This window comes from Delftia sp. RIT313 (genome assembly GCF_000632165.1).
In the GTDB taxonomy this organism is placed as follows: domain Bacteria; phylum Pseudomonadota; class Gammaproteobacteria; order Burkholderiales; family Burkholderiaceae_C; genus Comamonas; species Comamonas acidovorans.
Genome location: NZ_JFYT01000034.1, coordinates 11,616 through 30,906, shown reverse-complemented (window position 1 = coordinate 30,906; position 19,291 = coordinate 11,616). Strand labels below are relative to the sequence as shown.

Below are 19,291 nucleotides of genomic sequence, written 5' to 3'. Positions count from 1 at the left end.
TCAACCTTTGAAAGCACGACCATGAAAGCCGTTGGATACCAGAAACCCCAGGCCATCAGCCAACCCGAATCGCTGATCGACATCACCCTGCCCGATCCCGTGGCCACCGGCCGCGACCTGCTGGTCGAAGTCAGGGCCGTGTCCGTCAATCCGGTGGACACCAAGGTGCGCGCCAGCGGCGCGCCCGCCGAGGGGCAAACGCACAAGGTGCTGGGCTGGGATGCCAGCGGCATCGTCAAGGCCGTGGGCCCCGAAGTCACGCTGTTCAAGCCGGGCGACCGCGTCTGGTACGCCGGCTCCATTGCGCGCCCTGGCACGAACAGCGAACTGCACCTGGTGGACGAGCGCATCGTGGGCCACGCGCCCAAGTCGCTGGACTTCGCACAGGCTGCGGCCCTGCCCCTGACCGCCATCACCGCGTGGGAGATGCTGTTCGACCGCCTGGGCATCGCGCCGGGCAAGCACCCCAGCCACAAGACACTGCTCATCATCGGCGCCTCCGGCGGCGTGGGCTCCATCCTCACGCAGCTGGCCACGCGGCTGACCAGCCTTACCGTCATCGGCACCGCATCGCGGCCCGAGACGCAGGCCTGGGTCAAGGAGCTCGGCGCCCACCACGTGATCGATCACAGCCAGCCGATTGCCGACGAACTCAAGCGCATCGGCTTTCCCACGGTGGACCACATCGTGAGCCTCACGCAGACCGACCTGCACTTCGCCCAGATCGTCGAGGCGATCGCGCCCCAGGGAAAATTCGGCCTGATCGACGATCCCGCGTCGCTGGACATCACCAAGCTCAAGCGCAAGTCGGTGTCGGTGCACTGGGAATTGATGTTCACCCGCGCCCTGTTCAGCACCGACGACATGATCGGCCAGCACCGCCTGCTCAACGAGGTTGCCGCACTGGTCGATGCCGGCCTGATCCGCACCACGCTGGCCGAGCGCTTCGGCAGCATCAACGCAGACAACCTCAAGCGCGCCCATGCCCTGATCGAGTCGGGCAAGGCGCGCGGCAAGGTGGTGCTGGAGAACTGGGGCTGAGCCATGAAGACAGAGACCATTTTCAACCTGGCCATCCTTGAAGCGAAGGCCGGCCAGCAAGACCAGCTTCGCGACGCCCTGCGCGCGCTGGTGCCATTCACCCGGCAAGAGGCCGGATGCCTGGACTACACGCTGTTCGAGCTGGCGGACAAACCCGGCACCTTCTACATGCGGGAGTCATTCAGGGACCAGGCAGCGCTGGATGCGCACTTCCGCATGCCGTACTTCAAGGCGTTCGAGAAACGCTTCGACGAACTGCTGGCACGCCCCCTGCAACTGGTGGGCCTGAAGGAAGTTCCCTGACGGGCGGTACGGGTCCGGGCGGTACACATCCGGGCGGTACGGACCCGGCCGACGTCTAGCGCGCGGCTGCAACGCGCCGCCCCCACGCTGGCGGCAGCGTGGGGGTTGCCGCCGAAAGCTCGTCCCATACGTACTGGGCGGCAAAGCCGTGGTGACGGCTGCGTGAGCGCACCAGGCAGGCTTGCCGGCCCAGATTTCTCTCGGCCAACGGGACTGCGTCCTGCACGTCCAGGCTCATTGCCGCGGCACCGTTGAGCAGCGCGACCATGCCGTTTTCACGGGCGGCATGCACCAGGTCCTCCAGCGTATCGGACTCCAGATGCACGCCCGGCTTCAGCCCCTGCGCCGCAAAGGCGTTGTCGAGCTGGCGCCGCATTGCGTATTCGCTTGGCAGCAAGGCCAGGGGGTGGTTCGCGACCTCGCTGAGCTCCAGCAGGCGTCGCCGCCGGCGGGGCTTCAATCCGACGGCCACCACCGGCTCGTCGAAGCAGGCCAGGATCTCCAGATCGGCATGCGGCTCCGGGTCGAAGCTGACGGCGAGATCGAAATCGCCACGCAACACGCCCTCCACCAAGGCCTGTGCGGTGCGCCTGCGCAGTGCGATCGCCAGCTGCGGCCACTGCGCCTGGGCCCTGCGCACGACGGGCAGTACCCAGCATCCCGCGTATGACTGCACCAGGCCGATGCGCACCAGGCCCGCCACGGTGCTCGCACGCGCCTGCACATCGCGCAGCGCCGCCTGCAGCTCACTGAGGCAGGCCGACACCCGGCGGTCGAGCTCATGTCCGGAGGCCGTGGCAACGGCGCGCCCGCTCGCACGGTCGAACAGATGCACGTCCAGGGTCGATTCCAGCAAGGCGATCTGCTCCGACAGCGCCGCCTGCGAGATCGAGGCATCGCGCGATGCCGCACTGAAGCTGTGCGCCCGCATCGCCGACACGAAGTAGCGCAACTGGCGCAATGAGACGAGATCGAGGGGGTCGCGGCTGCGTGCGGACATGGCCATCGGATTATCCGATAGGCGCGGCCAGAAAATGCGAATTGCGAAGAAACAAGGGCCTGCCGACACTACGGCCACGAGACAACTCTGGTCACGAGAGCACCGATGAAACGACGCAACTTCCTTCAGTACGCCAGCACGGCGACGGCCATTTCAGCCTTGGGCGCAAGCCCCTCGGCGCGCGCACAGGCATTCCCTTCCAAGCCCATCCGCATCATCTGCCCCTATCCGGCAGGTGCGACCACCGATGCCGTCTCCCGCCTGATGGCGAACGCCTTGCAGACGGACAGCGGCAGCACGGTGATCGTCGACAACCGCAGCGGTGCGGGCGGCAACATCGGCACGGAGGCGGCAGCACGCGCCGAGGCCGACGGCTACACGCTGCTGCTGGGCGCACTCGGCCCCATGGCCGCGAACCCGGCGCTGTACTCCAGGCTCAACTTCGATCCGGCCAAGGACTTCACACCGCTGGCATTGGCCGCCTCGGTGCCCTTGATCTGGGCCGTGCATCCCTCCTTCTCGGCGACCACGGCCAAGGAGGCGCTCGAATGGCTGCGCAAGAACCCGGGCAAGTTCTCCTACGCATCCGCCGGCAACGGCACGCCGCAGCACCTGGCGGGAGAACTCGTCAAGCGCCAGACCGGCACCTCGATCCTGCACATTCCCTACCGGGGCTCCGCGCCTGCACTCAACGACGTGCTGGGCGGCACGGTGCAGATGGTGTTCGAAGCCACGCCGGCCATCCTGCAGCATGTGCAAAGCGGGCGCCTCAAGGCGCTGGCGGTGACCTCCGCCAGGCGCATTCCCGCGCTGCCCGGCGTGCCCACGCTCAAGGAATCGGGCGTGGACGCCGAGATCAGCGGCTGGTACGGCTTCCTCGCGCCCGCTGCGACCCCGGCCGACCGCAAGGCCTGGCTGGTCAAGCACATGGGCGCGGCGCTGGCGACCAAGGCCACGCAGGACAGGCTGGCCGAACTCGGCTCGGTGCCCATCGACAACTCGCCCCAGGCATTCGCACGCCTGCTGGACAGCGAGCGGGCACGCTGGCAGACGCTGATCCGCGAAGTCGGCATCAAGCTCGACTGAAGGCGCCGCCCCATGCCGCACATCGCCATCGAGGTATCGCCATCCTTGCTCCCGTCGATCCAGTGGGAGCCGGTCCTGCACGCCATGCACCTTGCGCTGGCCGAGCGCGGATGGGCGCGGCTCGCGGACCTGAAGTCGCGCGTGGCCCCCATCGCCGTCGGACTGTGCGGCGAGGACCCCCACGCGCAGCAACTCATCGCCACCCTGACGCTGACCAACCCGCGCCCGCCACAGATGTGCTCGGCCATGGCCGAGGTCGTGCTCGGGCATCTCTCGCGCGCCGTCGACGCGCACCCGGAGTCAGCGGCGTGGGTGCAGTGCTGCGTGTTCCTGCAGGAGCACCCGAAGTCGCACTACCTCAAGCGGCAATGGAACGCGCCGCCGCCCGTTTCCCCAACTCCATGACAACGGGAAAAGCGCCATGTGTTGCGGCTGGCGCTTGGCCGCTGGCCGCTGGCCTCTGATCGCGCGCTGCCGGCTCAGGCCGCCAGGCCTGCAGCCAGTTGCCGCACGGTCCGGGCACTGGCGCCCTTGCCGGTGATGGCCACCGCCGGAGGATGGGCCAGCATGCGCTCGAAGACCTTGCGCACTTCCTCGGCACCGATGCCGTCGATCATCGCCAGCGTTTCGGCCACGGATGTCACGCTGCCATGGGCAAAGAGGTCCTCGACAGCCCGCTCCATGGTGGCGTAGGTCCGCTCGCCGGCGCGCACCCGCGAGACCGCCAGCTGGTTCTTGGCCCGTTCCAGATGCACGAGGTCGATGCCGGCCGCCTGGGCGCGCAGCAGGCCGCCTGTCGCTGCCACCAGCGCTTCGAGCTTGTCCGGCGTCGTGACGGCATGCACGATGAAATTGGCCCAGACGTCACCGCCCTCCATCGCCGCATAGGCCGTATAGGCCAGTCCGAGCCGTTCGCGCACGGTATCGACCAGGGGCGACGACATCCCCTCGCCCAGCAGATGGGCCGCCAGCGAGGCCACGAGACGCGCACGCTGCGGGTGCTCGCCCTGCAACTGCTCGAACACCAGGGGATAGGCCAGGTTCACGAACACCTGGGACACCTGCGTGAAGCGTTGCGCCAGGGCCTGCCCCACATACTTTGCGGGCTGAGGGGGCAACGCCACAGCCGGATTGGCGGAAGCAGGCATGCCAGCGAACAGCTGCGCCGCCTGCTCCAGCCAGGCCGGCACATCGAAGTTTCCGGCCGCGACGACGACGGTCTTTTCTCCCACGTAATGGGTTTGCACATGGCGCACCAGATCCTGCCGGGTGAAGCCTTCGATATTGGCCACCGTGCCGATCACCGGCATGCCCATGGGGTCGTCGCCCCAGATGGCGCGGTCCAGCAGGTCCCCGGCGCTGTCTTCCGGGTCCTCTTCGTACTCGATGGCCTCCTGCCGGATCACCTGCAGCTCCCTTTGCAATTCATGCTCGGGAAACACGCTGTTCAGCACGATGTCCGCAATCATTCCCAGCAAGGCCTGCGCATGCCAGCCCAGGCCGGTCATGAAATAGCCGGTGATGTCCTTCCCGGTGAAGGCGTTGACCTCCGCGCCCAGCCGCTCCGCATCCAGGTTGATCTCCTGCACGGAACGCGTGTGCGTGCCCTTGAACGCCATGTGTTCCAGCACATGGCTGATGCCGTTGCTGGTGGAGGTCTCGTCGCGGGAGCCCACGCGCAGGAACACACCCACGCTGACGCTCTGCAGGTGCGGCATGGGCAGCGCCAGCAGCCGGACCCCATTCGCAAGAGTGCGCAGGGCCATGGCAGGCCGCTCCAGTTCGGTTGCCGCCAGGGGCTTTTTTTGAATCATGGGCTATTGTCGTCGCGCTCCAGAGGATGCGCAGGGCTGTATCCGCACAGCAGAACCTGCACAGGCCAGGCCGCTGATGCAAAGGCCTCGGCGGTGTTCTCATACAATGCCTGCGTGGCTATGGGACACCTTCCTTCTCCATTTGATTACCTAGAGGTCCCGCTCTCCACACCGCGCCTGCATCCTGCAGGCGTTTTCACATCAGGCACCGACACGGCGCTACGGCCCGCGCAATGCAAAGGCGGCCCGGGGAGAACACCAGCATGAATCAGGAGCTGTTCCTGCGGCGCTGGGGCAAGGTCCACGTCCCGGCGGGCACGGGGGCGCCACGCGCGCCTAGGTAGCCTCGGCGGTCCAGGAGATCGCCGCCTTGCGGTGCGTGCTGTCACAGCCCCTCATGAAGCACCTGGGCCAGCTGTCGGCCCAGGTGCTCGCGCGCTGGCTGCGCGATGTGCTTGCCGTGCTGCGGCGCCAGATGGGCGCCCATGTGCGGCACCGGCCGCTGTATCCCTATTTTCCGGGCCAAGTGCTGGCGGCCTCCAAGGCGCAGCTGTACCTGACGGCCGTCATACACTACCTCACGCTCAGGCGCCTGCCCCCGCAGCGCAATGCCCGCCCTGCGTTGCTGGAGGGCGAGTTCATACACCGGGTGATCGAGCTGGGCAGCATGCAGGAGTTCGAATCGCTGCTCGAACCCCAGGTCTCGTCGCGCACCTCGCTGTCGGAAGCGGACGCCGCCGATGTCGTCTGGTTCGTCCGGCAATACCGGGGCGATGTATTCCGCCTGCTGCCCGAAGCCATTGCCTTGCGGAAAAACCGGGCGCTAGTGGGTGGTGCGCTGCTGCTGCATGTGGACCGCTGCGCGCAACGGGACACTTTCCTGCAGCGCCACATCGAAACGGCGACGGACGTGCTCCGGCTGGCCGCTGCGCTCAGCGGCGGGGACATATCGCTGGCAACGGCATCGGAGCGCTTCACGGCCATGAAACGCGCCACGCGGCGCCTGCTGCTGGGCCTGCTCGATCGCGCCCCCAACGCCACGGAGGACGTGATGCGGCATGCCGAGCGCTGGAAGCGCCTGGCCGAAGTGCTGTACCCCGGAGACTTCGCCGACAAATACCCGCAGGCCCTGCCCGCCCTCACGGCCGCGCGCCGCAATGATGCGCCCGCCTCGTTCGGCTCGCGCGTCGGGACACTGCTGGCCCGGCGCCAGATCGCCGCGCTCAGGATGTACACGGCAATGCGCGGATGCCGCACAACCTCGGTCTGTAAGGCGACGGTTCGATGAGCGATCAAGCCACCGCATCAGCTTCTCGGAAAACGCAGAGCGAACCGCTGGTGCGCCACCGTCGCCCCCTCCATTGCCGCCAAGCCGTGCGGCCACGCGCTCTGCCTCCCGCTCCTGTGCCTGCACGGCCTTGACATCCTCCGGCCGCAGCAGGCCGCGATGCACCACGACACCGCCCTGGTGGTCCACCGCCACCCCAGCCAGCGCTACTGCCCGCAGTTGCCTTGCCACTGAGGCATCAGCGATGGGAGCCAAAGGGTCGAGACGCCCATGGCGGCTCGACGCGGAGCACGTACAGCGCGGTCCGATCACTTCGGAGATGCACAGTCCATTGCGGGCAACCAAGCTGGCCCCCGTTGTCGCTCATCCCCCGTAGGCGTGACCAGTGGATACATGTATCTGAAGAACGACCTCAAGTCCTGGAAATTCGAACCTGACATCCTCCGTCGTCAGCGATTCGAAGCCCCGCTGACGACGCATCACCTGCCCAGGTATCAGCATCAATGGGTCTGTTGCCACCTCGTCATCGGCCATCGCATGCCGCATCTCGGGCCAGCCGAGCCAGCATGCCCGATCATCCTGGTCATCCCCGCCCGCGAATCGCGCCGCATACCGCGCCAGCACGAAGAGAACCGGAGGTCGCGCAGAAGCTGGCTCGTCGACGCCCAACTGCGCCAGGACATCGCGCGACGATCTACCACCAACCCAACCGGCAACCCTCGCCGTCCACTCGTTGGCCTTGGCCAGATTTCTCCGACGGCTTTCCCTTTCCGCGAGGGAGAAGCCGAAGATGTCATGCCACTTCAGCTGCAGGAGCGCCACCGTGCCACACTGCCGATCCACCACGATGGCGTCGATGTCGGTGAGCAGCGATCCGTTCTCCCGCACGAGCCGGAACCCTCGCGCGGGAACGAGATATCGAGGCTCAGGGAAGAGCTGCGCCAGATCTGCCCTGAACACACCCTCGCGCCGGTCCACGGCATGATCCCAGTCAGCACGGTAGAACTGCCGCAGATGGCGAAACAGCGCGAAGTAGGGATTGGTCAATGCCCCGAACAGCGGCAGCAGCACGAAGTCCCTGCCCAGCTCCACATGAAAGGGCGTTGGTGTCTCGAAAGCACCATCCCAGTCGTCTAGGTGGTCGGCCCCGAGCATGAGAGCTCGCATGGTCGCCGGAATCCTGGCGGCAGGCACTCCAGCCTCTTCCCATACCTGTCCGACGGACTCTTTCCTTGCGAAGAGGGTCAGAACATTCCCAAGATCGATGGATGGATTCTTCCTCTTGAGCAGCCTTGCGAAGTTCACGTGTGCAAGAACTCTGCCCAGCGCCTGATCACATGCGTGCCGCCACTCCCCGAAAGTCCGGTCTCCGATGACCGCGTCATCGGGCAATGCCTCCGCCTCGAGAAAATGGCGTCCGAATCGCCGGGCTTCCTCGCGATAGATCTCCACGAGATTCCAATCGTTGTCGTACCGGATGAACCAACCATTCGAGGTATCGACGTATCGGGCCATCCTCGCATGGATACGTGCCCACTCCGCTTCGGTTCGCCCTTGCTCCATGATCGCATCGTCCTTGTCCCTCAGAGCCTGCATCGCTGCCTGGAGCGCAAGCTCCGGAGCACTCGATGCGGTTTCCAGCCTGAATCGCCCGGGACCCAGCGACTGCGAGGTCGCGAGACCGTAGCGCTCCAGCTCGGCCATCCGCCGCAGGAAGGTCAACTCGCCGCACTCACGAAGATAGGAATGGGCGAACTGCTGCGCGGGGATCCGACTGGGTCCCCATGGCAAACCCCCGGGTATATCCCCGACGGCCGAAAGGAAAGGCCTGAGACCTGCGGCAGCGCCCAGCAGCACCATGGCAGAGGCTATCGTCGATTGCCAGCTGCTCCTGTCCATCGCGGCGTCGAGGCCCAGGAGCGGCGCAACGGCAACGAAGTCCAGCACCCTTACAAGGGACGTCAGTCCTTCCTGCTCATGGCCCTTCCAGGCCTCAATCGCCCTCTCATGCAACGCGCCAAGACTGTTGCTCAGTGCCTGCTGAAGCTCCCTCGATGACGGCTCCGTCATGCTGGCGCCCCTTCGATCTGAAGCCAGGGCTCGGAGCAACACACAAACACGAACGACTGCAGCCCGTTTTGGCTGCGATGTTTATTCGATTGTGAAATAATGACTAAATAATGCAACATCATTGCCCGTGAGTCGAATGTCCAGCCAGACGCAGGAGGAACAGGTGCTGGCCCTGGCCGCCAGTATGTCTCTACTGCGCGCCAGGGATGTCGCTGCCCTGTCTCTTCCGACCATCATTCTGAGCCGCTTGGTGAGGGATGGCCGGCTGAAGCGTGTGGGCCGCGGCGTTTATTCCCTTCCCGATCGACCATTGAGCGAACACACCTCGCTTGCGGAGGCCGCCCTCAGGGTTCCCAGAGGTGTCATCTGCCTGCTTTCGGCACTGCGCGTTCACGGCCTGGGAACCCAGGCACCACATCAGGTTTGGCTGGCAATTCCCCAGAACTCGCCGACACCTCGCGTCGAACACCCTTCCCTGCGCCCGGTCCGCATGTCGGGCCCTGCGCTGAGCGAGGGTGTGCAGTCCATGCGAATCGATGGGCTGGATGTGCCAGTCTTCAATGTGGCCAAGACCATCGCGGACTGCTTCAAATACCGCAACAAGATCGGTATCGATGTGGCACTCGAGGCGCTGCGCGATGGGTGGGAACGGCGCAAGGTGTCCATGGACGAGCTGTCGCACTATGCGGACATCGACCGGGTGTCCAACGTGATGCGCCCCTACCTTGAAAGCGTCGCCGCATGACCTGCATCGCCCATTCACGACTCGACTGGCCATCGACCACTCAAAAATCTTCAGGTCTCCAATGCCGATACCAATAATTGATCTCTTTGCAGGCCCGGGGGGGCTCGGAGAGGGGTTCTCCTCACTCCGGGATCACAAGCGCGAACCCGTCTTCGAGATCGGTCTTTCGATCGAGAAGGATCCAATCGCCCACAGGACCCTGACCCTGCGCGCCGTGTTCCGGCAACTGCGCGGAACGAAGCACATACAGCACTACTACTCATACATTCGCAACGAGATCGACGAACCGACGTTCAGGAAGATACCGGCCGTTGCCGAGGCCTTCACCCACGCGGAAAGAGAAGCACGTTGCCTGGAGCTGGGCAAAGCCGACGAGGCAAGCATCGACACCGAGATCCGGGCAGCCCTGGGAGGCAAGGACACATGGGTGCTCATCGGAGGCCCGCCATGCCAAGCCTATTCGTTGGCCGGCAGAGCAAGGCGAGCCAACGACAAGACTTTCAAGGACGACGTCAAGCATTTCCTCTACAGGGAATACCTGCGGATCATCAAGGTACACCGGCCGACGATCTTTGTCATGGAGAACGTCAAGGGGCTGCTGTCCTCGCAGCATTCCGGAAGCCCGATGTTCGAGCGAATCTTGGCTGACCTCTGTGCTCCTGCGCCGGACCTCGAGTATGAAATTCGCTCCTTCGTCAAGAAGGGCAACAGCGACACGCTCGAACCCATCGACTTCGTGATCCAGGCCGAGCGGTATGGCATTCCTCAGAGCCGGCATCGTGTGATCCTGCTGGGTATCCGCAAGGACGCGGGAGCATCGCGCCATGACCTGCTGGGTATCACGGCTGCCGTGTCCGTGAGGCAGGCCATCGAAGACCTCCCCAAGCTCCGCAGCAGGCTATCGAAGGGAGACTCCATCGAAGCTTGGCGCGAGGCGGTCCTTGCCGGTCCGTCCTACGTCGCAGGCTGGGGAAGGCCAAGCGAGCAGCCCATCACCGAACTCATGCGTACTTCGGCCCAAGCTGCCACATGGAACAGCGTCGGCAAGCCGTTTGCACAGAAACCCGGTCGAAAGCCGCTGCTTGGGAAGCAGACGGAGCTGCAGCGGTGGGTGCATGACAGAAGTCTGGATGGCTTCTGCCAACACGAGGCTCGTTCACACATGGACTCCGACCTGGCGCGATATCTGTTCGCCGCCTGCTTCGCCCAGTCCGAGAAGTACTCGCCTCGCCTGGACATATTTCCGCCGAAGCTGCTCCCGAAGCACAACAACGTGACGAAGGAGCGGGAGGCGACCGAGCCCATTCCATTCAAGGACCGTTTCCGAGTGCAGTGCGCCTGGGATCCTGCAACGACCATCGTGTCGCACATCGCGAAGGATGGCCATTACTACATCCACTACGACCCGACCCAGTGCCGAAGCCTCACGGTCAGGGAGGCGGCCAGACTCCAGACGTTCCCGGACAACTACTTCTTTGCGGGCAACCGCACGGAACAGTACACGCAGGTAGGCAACGCCGTGCCGCCCCTGCTCGCCCACAAGCTGGCGAAGATCGTCAGAGGTGTCCTGGCGGGTTTGAACCGCGACTCACGACGAAAGACGAGAAATTCAACCGGTTACAACAGATCGATTCCGGACGGCCCCATTCCAGTCAGGCGACAGACCGAGCTGGATCTGGTTCAGACGAACTGATCAGTCGACGGCAAGCTCATCCCTTTCGCCTTGAAGCCAGCCTTCCACGGTCGCGACCACATCCTCCAGCGATCTCTTCAAGGCGCATTCCCAGACGATGGCGACACGCCAACCCTCTTGGCGAAGCAGGGCAATGTCACGCACGTCGCGGCTGACATTTCCCTCGAACTTGAGGCGCCAGAATTCGGCGTTCGACCTAGGCGTCGTTGTGTATCGGCAGCCTTCATGCCGGTGCCAGAAACATCCGTGCACGAACAGAACGGCGCGATATCGCGGGAAAACCATATCGGGAGATCCCGGCAGATCACGCCGGTGAAGACGGTACCTGAAGCCCGCAGCGAACAGAGCATGCCGAAGTTTCAGCTCAGGCTCGGTGTTCTTCCCGCGGATACCGGCCATCATCCGGCTGCGCTCTGGCGTGGTGGGGAGCTTCATATGGACATGATAGTCGTGGCTGGTATGTGAATATGTAGCCATCGGAGCAAGCCACTTCCAAGATAACTTGACTTTGACGCCAAACAGCCAGCAGCAGCATCTTCAGTTGCCGGCACCTGCCTGTCCGATATCCAGTATGCTTGAGTGACAATCACTTACGATAGGTGCACAGAGGTTATTCGCGGCACCTTCGTTACAAAGTTCAAGGGGGAGATTCAGCTTGTTGAATCAGGAAGACGAGATTGCGCCAATCGCTGGAGACATGGGCGATCATCCCGATAGGGCGGCCCCCAACCCTGCAGCGCTGATAGAGGCGATGAGATCGCTGGGCTATACGCTCGAAACTGCGATCGCAGACCTCGTTGACAACAGCATCTCGCACAACGCCACACATATCTGCATACAGTTCGACTGGGCTGGAAAGAACTCGACCATCTCCATCAGCGACAACGGGTGCGGGATGCAGGAGGGTCAGCTGGTGGAAGCAATGCGCGCAGGCGCCCGAAATCCCCGCGCGGAAAGAGCATCCAACGACCTCGGGCGGTTTGGCCTCGGACTAAAAACGGCATCGTTCTCTCAAGCAGGTCGCATGAGCGTCATCTCGCGCGCCCCAGGATACCCAGAAGCGGCGCGAGTTTGGGATCTACCCTACATGGAAGCTGTGAACGACTGGATTCTTCAGCACGAGATCACAGGCGACGCTCGTCGACACGCCAAATGGTCAATGCAGCAGCCATCCGGCACGTGTGTGGTCTGGGAAAACCTGGATCGGCTTGTTGGCGAAGTCTCAACCGACAACTTGACCGCACACAAGGCCTTCATGGAGGCAGCAGACCGTGTTACGTCGCATCTTTCAATGGTCTTCGGAGAGTTTTTGGTTGGTTCCGGTTCGGTGAGGATGGAAGTTGGAAACGTCATCCTCGATCGATGGGATCCGTTCATGCGCGATCACACCGCGACACAAATCCTTCCCAGCGAACGGCTGAGCATCGGCGGCCATAGCGTCCAGGTACGCCCATACGTCTTGCCTCATTACTCCAAACTCACGAAAGCAGAGTTTGACAAGGCATCGGGACAGCGTGGCTGGACAGCACATCAGGGCTTCTACATATATCGGAACAACAGGCTGATCTCTGCGGGCGGATGGCTCTCACTGGGTCTCACACGAGACGAACATCTGAAGCTCGCACGCATCCGTATCGACCTCGACAACGAGTTTGATTTCGAATGGAACCTGGATGTCCGGAAATCGGTGGCTAGCCCTCCCGTGGAACTCAGGCAGGGTCTTCGACGAATTGCGCGGTTGACACGCGAACGCGCCCAAGAGGTTTATCGCCATCGAGGCCGTCAGATCGTGGCAAACACGCCCCAAGACCACTCAAGCGTCTGGGAGGTGAAGGTAATGCGCGGGCGAACGCTGTTTCGCATCAATCGTGATCATGATGTTGTTCGAGCGCTAGCGGGGACAGGGGAAAACGGCCGCGCCGTAGAAGCACTGCTCAAGCTGATGGAGCAGACACTTCCGCTCGCCTCCATCTACATCAGGCATGCCGAGGCCCCGGAAGAGCAACCAACACCATTCGACGATACAAAAGACAAGCAGATTCGAGAAATGCTCGACGACCTATACATGGGCCTCGTTGCTTCGGGGAAAACCCATCAGCAGGCAGTTGCCAGCCTTTCCGGCCTTTCCTCGATCAGGGACCGCACTCATCTGATCGCAGCGCTTGACACATCTCCTCCCACACAGAAGGAACTGGATTGATGATTTCTGCAACCGCACCCAACAACTCCACTGCCCAAGAAGAGGCCCGGAAGCAAGCACGCATCGGACTGATGCGCTTTCCAAATCCGAGCATCGAGGAGATTCGGAACCGTTGCGAAAAGGCAAAGCGCTGGACAGAAGAGGAATATGGCGAAGGCACTGTCGATGTCGATGCCTTGATCCATTACTTTGCGTCAAACTCCAATGTTTTTGTGGCCCCTATGCAATCTCTATCAGACTCGCGAGGGCACGTCGAATGGCTGCCTCTCAGGCGAGGGGAGATTCACTGGAAATTTTGGGAGAGATACGAAAACTTCCTTCAGATGATCGAGGAATTGCCAGAGCCCGTGGTGCGATCGGTAGACATCCGCACAGAAGGCATTCTCGAATTGCTCGAAGATCCGCGACGCGCTGGCAAATGGGACCGCCGCGGGTTGGTAGTTGGCAGCGTTCAATCTGGCAAGACGGGCAACTTTCTCGGGTTGGCCTGCAAGGTACTGGATGCTGGCTACAAGCTAGTCATCATCCTCGCAGGCATTCACAACAGCCTTCGAGCGCAGACCCAGATTCGCATGGAGGAAGGACTCCTTGGCTACAACACGGATTCGAGTCTGTTCTTTGCAGAAGCAAGCATGAAGGTCGGAGTCGGGGCGCTTGCCTTTCCCGACCTACCGGTCAACTCGATGACCGCTCGGGCTGAAGATGGGGACTTCAAGGCAGGCAACCTCGGCACCGTCATGCATCTGGGCGAGACGCCATTCATCGTCGTCGTGAAAAAGCACACGTCGATTCTCGGAAATCTGATTTCTTGGCTCACCAAGAAAAATGGAGTTGACACTCCTGACGGAGGAAAGATCGTTCGCGAAATTCCGATGTTGGTGATCGATGACGAGGCGGATCATTCGTCGATCAACACAAAGAAAAGCGAACAGATCTCGGCAGGAGGAGTTTCCACCAAAGAAGTCGATCCAACCGCAATCAATCGGCGTATCCGAGAGCTGCTGAATGCGTTCGAGAAAAGCGCATATGTTGGCTACACCGCAACGCCATTCGCCAACATATTTGTTGACCCCAAAGCCACGCATGGAAAGCTTGGAGATGATCTTTTTCCGCGCAGCTTCATAGTCTCGCTACCACCGCCCGACAACTACATCAGCGTAGAAAAGGTTTTTGGCAGGGATGGAGATCCAGAATCAGGTCTGGACGAGCGAGACGCCCTTCCATTGACTCGAAAGGTCACGGACTTTGAAAAATTCTTTCCTCCCAAGGCCCAGCCCAGCTTCACCCCCAACGAACTTCCCGACTCTCTGAAAGAGGCCATCCGTGCATTCCTGCTGGCCTGTACAGCGCGTTCGGCAAGAGGCCAACATGTGAAGCACAACTCGATGCTGATCCACGTTGCTCGCTTCGTGGATGCACAGGGGCGGATCGCTGAGCTTGTGAAGAACGAACTGCTTTTTCTTCAACGCCGGATTGCACATGAAAGCGAGGACGCATCGCTTTCCCTGCGCGCAGAGCTCCGGGCACTTTGGGAAAGCGATTTCGAGCCGACGACCAAGGCCGTTGCCGACGCCGCCTGTCCAACGATGTCATGGAAGGATATCGAAGGCTGGCTGCACCCAGCAGTTGCAAAAATCCGGGTGCTGGAAATCAACGGATCGTCCGCAGATCTGCTCGACTACGAAAGAAATCGTGCCGTTGGCGTCAGCGTCATTGCAGTGGGCGGAGACAAGCTGTCGCGTGGATTGACCCTCGAAGGACTGTCGGTGTCGTATTACATGCGGGCCTCCAAAATGTACGACTCATTGCTGCAGATGGGACGATGGTTTGGCTACAGGCCCGGCTATCTGGACCTTTGCCGCATCTACACATCCTCGGATCTTATCGACTGGTACCGCCATATCGCATTGGCGGAGGCGGAACTGCGCAGAGAGTTCGAGCGTATGACATCTTTGAAAGCGACCCCCGAAGAATATGGACTGCGAGTTCGCACCCATCCTGGTGGCATGCTCGTCACGGCGCTCAACAAGTCACGCGCCAGCAAGAAGCTTCAGGTGTCATACGAAGGGACACTGACCCAATGCGTCACCCTTGCCACCGGAAAAGAAATACGAAGCGGGAACGACCAAGCCGTCAACGAACTGATCGGTCGGCTGCCTGCACCAGCTCCACGCAAGAAAGGCTCTCCCACCCATGTCTGGCGAAACGTGGACGCGGAGACGATCTGCATTTTTCTTGAGGGATTTTCGTCCCCCATGGGCACCAATGGCTTCGATGCAAAGCGAATCGCACAGTTCGTTCGACGTCAGCTGAAGCAAGGTGAGCTCACCGATTGGACAGTTGCACTTCTGGGCGCCAACGGGGGAGAGCCCTGCAAAATTGGTGGCCTCGAAGTCAGTTTGGTCGAGCGGATGAACGTGGCCTCTGGGGACGCCAATACCTCTAGACATTACGAACTCCCTAACAGTAACGTGCTCAACCCTCCCGATCAGGGCATTGACTTGGAGGGCGCCACCCTGGATGGCAATTGGATTCAGCACCTGCTGGGAAAACGCGCATTCCGCGAAGAGAACGCGATCGAGCGCAACCTCATACAAAATGCAAAGGGCCGGGTTGCACTTGAAGTGGCCATGGACATCAGCATGCTCAGATACGAAGCAGCGAAACAGGCCAAGCGCACTCGCCCGAACCAGCAGCCTCCAAGCCGCCCTGTGGGAGCCGTGATCCGTGATCTTCGACGGACCAGTCATGCACTGCTTCTGCTCTACCCTCTTGATGCAGCCAATGCAGGAATCAGCGCGGAACCGAAGTTCATCATTACGTGTGCGTTGAGCTTTCCAACAAGCGCAACGGCAGTGCCCATCGAATACCAAGTCAACGAGGTATATCGCCAACTACACCTGAACGACGTCGAGGAGCCGCAGACAGATGAGTAATCCGCTGGAACAGCTTTGGCGCGAGCTCGAGTCCATCTCGCATCGCAAGTCCAACGGCTGGGTCAGAAGGCTCGGCAATCCCGGTGCAAAGGTTTCGGCGCACGTGGCTGTCGCATGCCCAAGTGGCGCCAGGTCATTGATGATCGACATTCCGACTGCAGCCCTAGGCAAGCTGCAGGACCTTCCCGCGACAGGTGGGCTAGTCGTTCATCTCGCCCCCCCTCTCGAGGGCGTAGCAGCTGGCCAGCGGACCCTGGCGGTTGAGCTCGAAGATGCACAGTTTGCCGACATATTCACAGTCTTCAGCATCGACCTTATCGACGGAATCTCGAGTTGTGCAACAGCTGGCGACGCCATCGTCCTTCTCTTCCGACGCTTGGAGCGCTGGCAGGATTTTCTGGCAGCGGCCGCGGACGGCATCAGCCAGAGTGCAGTGATCGGCCTGTTCGGAGAACTCTGGGTGTTGCGCGACGTTCTTGTTCCGATAGGCGGTGTCGGCATGCTTGAGTCGTGGACGGGAGCTCAACGAGCCCCTCAGGATTTCATCATTCCATCCGTGTGCGCAGTAGAGGTGAAAACATCGCTTTCGGGCCCGTTGACACATGTCCGCATTCACGGAGAACGACAGTTGGACGACGTGGGCTTGACGTGCCTTTTCTTGCTATGCCTGAGGGTAGAGCGCGATGCAGACGCAGGAGAAAGCATAAACAAGCTGGTCTCCGATCTACGTTCCCTTGCATCGTCATCTAAAGAATTCTCCATTCTCTTGGAGAGACTGCTTGGACAGGCTGGTTGGATGGAGCGTCATGCGCATCGCTATGAGCACCTGCGACTTCGCATAGCTCATCGGAGGGCATTTCGCGTCAGTAATGGATTCCCGCGCCTTATTCAAGACTCGCTCCGCCCCGGACTCAGCGAGGTCGACTACATACTCGAACTCAAAGCCTGTACGGATTTTGAGTGCGCGGACAACGTATTTGCAGAAACTCTTTCCAAGTTGAAGCTGAACAGCCTGTCGACATCATGACGCTTAGCGAGTATTTTCAATCGTTGCACAACGAGGTTCAGCGGGATGCCGGCATCGAAGGCGAAGAGTCTTTCTTGGCCATGGCCTTCACGCGCCGCCTGCTCGAACTTTTGGCGGAAGCGGGGGAAATCTCCGACGCCGATGTCTGTAGTTACGCACCGCCTGGAATGCGTGTGGACGGCTATGCAGCCGATGAAACCGAAGACACGCTGGACCTATTCGTTGCCCTGCGAACCGATAATCCTATACCTGTCAGGCTTGAAAAGCAAAAGGTTGATGCCGCCTTCAGGCAGCTGGTGAACTTCTATAAAAAATCAGTTGCAGGGCTATATACACGAATGGCCGAGGTCGAGCCAGCATTCGGCTTGTCCCAAATAATCCACCGCCAGCACCAGCAGACCGAGGGCTTCAGCCGTGTAAGACTATTTTTGGTCACGGATGGAATCGTCAATACGGATCGCCTTCCCGATGCTCCAGAGATGGGAGAAGCCGATGTCACTCTGCATGTGTGGGATATTGAACGTCTATTCCGTTGGTATAGCTCTGGACGCGACAGGGAGCGGATTGCCGTCGATTTGACGGAGCCCGATCTTCCACCCGTCTATTGCCTCGAATTCGATCAGCCTAGTGCTGATTACGTCAGCTACCTCGCCATCTTCCCTGCGAGGGTACTGGTATCGATATACGCAAAATACGGCCCACGCCTCCTCGAACGCAATGTTCGATCGTTCCTCCAAGTTCGTGGAGATATCAACAAGGGTATCCGATCGACTATTGTTTCCGAGCCAGACCGATTTTTTGCTTACAATAATGGACTGACCGCGACAGCCGAGAACATTGAGGTGGAACGCAGCAAGAATGGCCCACTACGGTTGACTCGACTTGTTGATCTTCAGATCGTTAATGGAGGCCAAACTACCGCATCACTATTTCGAGCGGTGCGAAAGGACAAAGCCGACATCAGTCGTATCGCGGTTCAAGTCAAGCTGAACTGCGTCAGAGCCCCAGAGTCTCTTGACACCTTGGTTGGTCAGATCTCCAAGTACGCAAATTCACAGAACAAGGTTAGCGTATCGGACTTATCCGCAAACGATCCGTTCAATCAGAAAATCGAAGAATACTCAAGGACAATTTGGGCTCCAGCATCGGGCACTGCCCAATTAGAAACCAAATGGTTCTACGAGCGAGCGCGAGCGCAATATGCTGATGAGCTCGCTCGCGCCGACACTCCTGCAAGGAAGTCACGCTTCGAACGGGAGTACCCAAAAAGTCAGTTATTCGGAAAAACGGATGTCGCGAAAAGCGAGATGGCATGGGAGCAATACCCCCACATAGTTAGCCGTGGCGCGCAGAAGTGCTTTATTGTCTTTCACGAGGAAGTCGCAAAGCGTGGCTTCAACTATCGCCCCGACGAAACTTTTTTCAAGCACATGATCGCGCGGTCGATACTATTCGATGCCATTGATGCAATTACGCAACGCAAAAAATACAGCTACAAAAGGCAAGTTGTTGCCTATGTTCTGGCATGGATTTCCAACAAAACTGCCAAACGCTTTGACTTCGACACGATATGGCGTGAGCAGTCAGCGCCAAAGTCCTTGACTTCATTTTTCGGCGAGCTTGTGGATTCTGTGCACCCAGTCATTGCGACTTCCGAGGGTGGCAAAAACGTGACGGACTGGTACAAGAGCGAAGCATGCTGGAAAGCCGTACAAAAGCTTAATCTTCCATTACCCGAAGAGCTACTGGCTCTTGCTCACCGCCCCGAAGCGACTCCCAATCTCGGGAGCCTGAGCTCATCCACAGCTCAAGAGATTGCCGAAGTCACATGGGCCATGCAAGTTCCCGCAGACACTTGGCTTGGGATTTCCGCATGGGCAAAGAAGACTGACTCATTAGCTTCTTGGCAGCGTAGCATTGCTTTCAGCTTGGGAAGGCTTGCAGGTCAGGGCAAGGCACCCTCTCCGAAACAAGCGGCTCAAGGCCGAAAGCTTCACGACGATGCTATGCGACTGGGTTATGTCGCTGAGATAGCCCCCTGATTCCCAGACCCTCTCCTATCGCTTATCTTTGATGATAGGAATAGGA

Annotated in this window: 15 protein-coding genes; 11 read left to right on the top strand and 4 right to left on the bottom strand. The window is 60.7% G+C overall.

Features of this window, described 5'->3' with window-relative positions; genetic code table 11:
- Nucleotides 1-21: 21 nt before the first annotated feature.
- Together BW39_RS07250 and BW39_RS07245 are read left to right on the top strand one after the other, a co-directional pair.
- On the top strand, nt 22-1,041 hold the full coding sequence (locus tag BW39_RS07250) for a zinc-binding alcohol dehydrogenase family protein (RefSeq protein WP_043820763.1): 1,020 nt from the start codon (nt 22-24) through the stop codon (nt 1,039-1,041).
- Between the two features lie 3 nt (nt 1,042-1,044).
- Nucleotides 1,045-1,344, top strand: coding sequence for a putative quinol monooxygenase (locus tag BW39_RS07245; protein WP_043820762.1), 300 nt, complete (start codon nt 1,045-1,047; stop codon nt 1,342-1,344).
- 55 nt (nt 1,345-1,399) lie between these two features.
- On the opposite strand, the gene BW39_RS07240 is transcribed toward BW39_RS07245, so the two are convergent.
- Nucleotides 1,400-2,350 (bottom strand): LysR family transcriptional regulator, encoded by a 951-nt coding sequence (locus BW39_RS07240; RefSeq protein WP_043820760.1) that lies wholly within the window; start codon nt 2,348-2,350, stop codon nt 1,400-1,402.
- Nucleotides 2,351-2,449: 99 nt separating this feature from the next.
- On the opposite strand from BW39_RS07240, the gene BW39_RS07235 reads away from it, so the two are divergent.
- The gene (locus tag BW39_RS07235; RefSeq protein WP_043820759.1) at nt 2,450-3,430 is read left to right on the top strand and encodes a Bug family tripartite tricarboxylate transporter substrate binding protein; all 981 of its coding nucleotides are present in this window, start codon (nt 2,450-2,452) and stop codon (nt 3,428-3,430) included.
- A 12-nt stretch (nt 3,431-3,442) separates the two neighbouring features.
- On the top strand, nt 3,443-3,835 hold the full coding sequence (locus BW39_RS07230) for a 5-carboxymethyl-2-hydroxymuconate Delta-isomerase (RefSeq protein ID WP_043820757.1): 393 nt from the start codon (nt 3,443-3,445) through the stop codon (nt 3,833-3,835).
- A 74-nt stretch (nt 3,836-3,909) separates the two neighbouring features.
- Here the strand turns inward: BW39_RS07230 and BW39_RS07225 are convergent, their stop codons facing one another.
- Nucleotides 3,910-5,196 carry a M16 family metallopeptidase gene (locus BW39_RS07225; protein WP_043820816.1) on the bottom strand — a complete coding sequence of 429 codons (1,287 nt, stop codon included), beginning with the start codon at nt 5,194-5,196 and terminating at the stop codon, nt 3,910-3,912.
- A gap of 445 nt (nt 5,197-5,641) precedes the next feature.
- Here BW39_RS07225 and BW39_RS07220 point away from each other — a divergent pair, with 445 nt between their 5' ends.
- Complete coding sequence (locus BW39_RS07220; protein WP_200871503.1) at nt 5,642-6,532, top strand: hypothetical protein; 891 nt, start codon at nt 5,642-5,644, stop codon at nt 6,530-6,532.
- A gap of 363 nt (nt 6,533-6,895) precedes the next feature.
- Here BW39_RS07220 and BW39_RS07215 read toward each other — a convergent pair whose 3' ends face one another.
- Nucleotides 6,896-8,602, bottom strand: coding sequence for a hypothetical protein (locus tag BW39_RS07215; RefSeq protein ID WP_043820754.1), 1,707 nt, complete (start codon nt 8,600-8,602; stop codon nt 6,896-6,898).
- Nucleotides 8,603-8,738: 136 nt separating this feature from the next.
- On the opposite strand from BW39_RS07215, the gene BW39_RS07210 reads away from it, so the two are divergent.
- Nucleotides 8,739-9,347 (top strand): type IV toxin-antitoxin system AbiEi family antitoxin domain-containing protein, encoded by a 609-nt coding sequence (locus BW39_RS07210; protein WP_043820753.1) that lies wholly within the window; start codon nt 8,739-8,741, stop codon nt 9,345-9,347.
- Nucleotides 9,348-9,408: 61 nt separating this feature from the next.
- A complete protein-coding gene (locus BW39_RS07205; RefSeq protein WP_052155287.1) occupies nt 9,409-11,040 on the top strand; it encodes a DNA cytosine methyltransferase in 1,632 nt (543 codons plus the stop codon).
- On the opposite strand, the gene BW39_RS07200 is transcribed toward BW39_RS07205, so the two are convergent.
- Nucleotides 11,041-11,475, bottom strand: coding sequence for a very short patch repair endonuclease (locus BW39_RS07200; protein WP_043820751.1), 435 nt, complete (start codon nt 11,473-11,475; stop codon nt 11,041-11,043).
- A gap of 220 nt (nt 11,476-11,695) precedes the next feature.
- Between BW39_RS07200 and BW39_RS07195 the strand changes: the two genes are divergently transcribed.
- From BW39_RS07195 to BW39_RS30130, 4 genes are read left to right on the top strand one after another with little or no spacing between them, the layout of a single operon-like run.
- Nucleotides 11,696-13,240: an ATP-binding protein gene (locus BW39_RS07195; RefSeq protein ID WP_052155286.1), complete on the top strand. Its 1,545-nt coding sequence runs from the start codon at nt 11,696-11,698 to the stop codon at nt 13,238-13,240.
- Nucleotides 13,240-16,176, top strand: coding sequence for a Z1 domain-containing protein (locus BW39_RS07190; RefSeq protein ID WP_081816143.1), 2,937 nt, complete (start codon nt 13,240-13,242; stop codon nt 16,174-16,176). Before BW39_RS07195 ends, BW39_RS07190 begins: the two co-directional genes overlap by 1 nt.
- Complete coding sequence (locus BW39_RS07185; protein ID WP_081816142.1) at nt 16,169-17,203, top strand: PD-(D/E)XK motif protein; 1,035 nt, start codon at nt 16,169-16,171, stop codon at nt 17,201-17,203. The genes BW39_RS07190 and BW39_RS07185 overlap by 8 nt, the downstream gene beginning before the upstream one ends.
- Complete coding sequence (locus BW39_RS30130; protein ID WP_081816141.1) at nt 17,200-19,245, top strand: AIPR family protein; 2,046 nt, start codon at nt 17,200-17,202, stop codon at nt 19,243-19,245. The genes BW39_RS07185 and BW39_RS30130 overlap by 4 nt, the downstream gene beginning before the upstream one ends.
- Nucleotides 19,246-19,291: the final 46 nt, after the last annotated feature.

Coding starts and splice junctions, on each gene's coding strand:
- BW39_RS07250 (WP_043820763.1), top strand. CDS start 22: ATGAAAGCCGTTGGATACCAGAAACCCCAGGCCATCAGCCAACCCGAA.
- BW39_RS07245 (WP_043820762.1), top strand. CDS start 1,045: ATGAAGACAGAGACCATTTTCAACCTGGCCATCCTTGAAGCGAAGGCC.
- BW39_RS07240 (WP_043820760.1), bottom strand. CDS start 2,350: ATGGCCATGTCCGCACGCAGCCGCGACCCCCTCGATCTCGTCTCATTG.
- BW39_RS07235 (WP_043820759.1), top strand. CDS start 2,450: ATGAAACGACGCAACTTCCTTCAGTACGCCAGCACGGCGACGGCCATT.
- BW39_RS07230 (WP_043820757.1), top strand. CDS start 3,443: ATGCCGCACATCGCCATCGAGGTATCGCCATCCTTGCTCCCGTCGATC.
- BW39_RS07225 (WP_043820816.1), bottom strand. CDS start 5,196: ATGGCCCTGCGCACTCTTGCGAATGGGGTCCGGCTGCTGGCGCTGCCC.
- BW39_RS07220 (WP_200871503.1), top strand. CDS start 5,642: ATGAAGCACCTGGGCCAGCTGTCGGCCCAGGTGCTCGCGCGCTGGCTG.
- BW39_RS07215 (WP_043820754.1), bottom strand. CDS start 8,602: ATGACGGAGCCGTCATCGAGGGAGCTTCAGCAGGCACTGAGCAACAGT.
- BW39_RS07210 (WP_043820753.1), top strand. CDS start 8,739: ATGTCCAGCCAGACGCAGGAGGAACAGGTGCTGGCCCTGGCCGCCAGT.
- BW39_RS07205 (WP_052155287.1), top strand. CDS start 9,409: ATGCCGATACCAATAATTGATCTCTTTGCAGGCCCGGGGGGGCTCGGA.
- BW39_RS07200 (WP_043820751.1), bottom strand. CDS start 11,475: ATGAAGCTCCCCACCACGCCAGAGCGCAGCCGGATGATGGCCGGTATC.
- BW39_RS07190 (WP_081816143.1), top strand. CDS start 13,240: ATGATTTCTGCAACCGCACCCAACAACTCCACTGCCCAAGAAGAGGCC.
- BW39_RS07185 (WP_081816142.1), top strand. CDS start 16,169: ATGAGTAATCCGCTGGAACAGCTTTGGCGCGAGCTCGAGTCCATCTCG.
- BW39_RS30130 (WP_081816141.1), top strand. CDS start 17,200: ATGACGCTTAGCGAGTATTTTCAATCGTTGCACAACGAGGTTCAGCGG.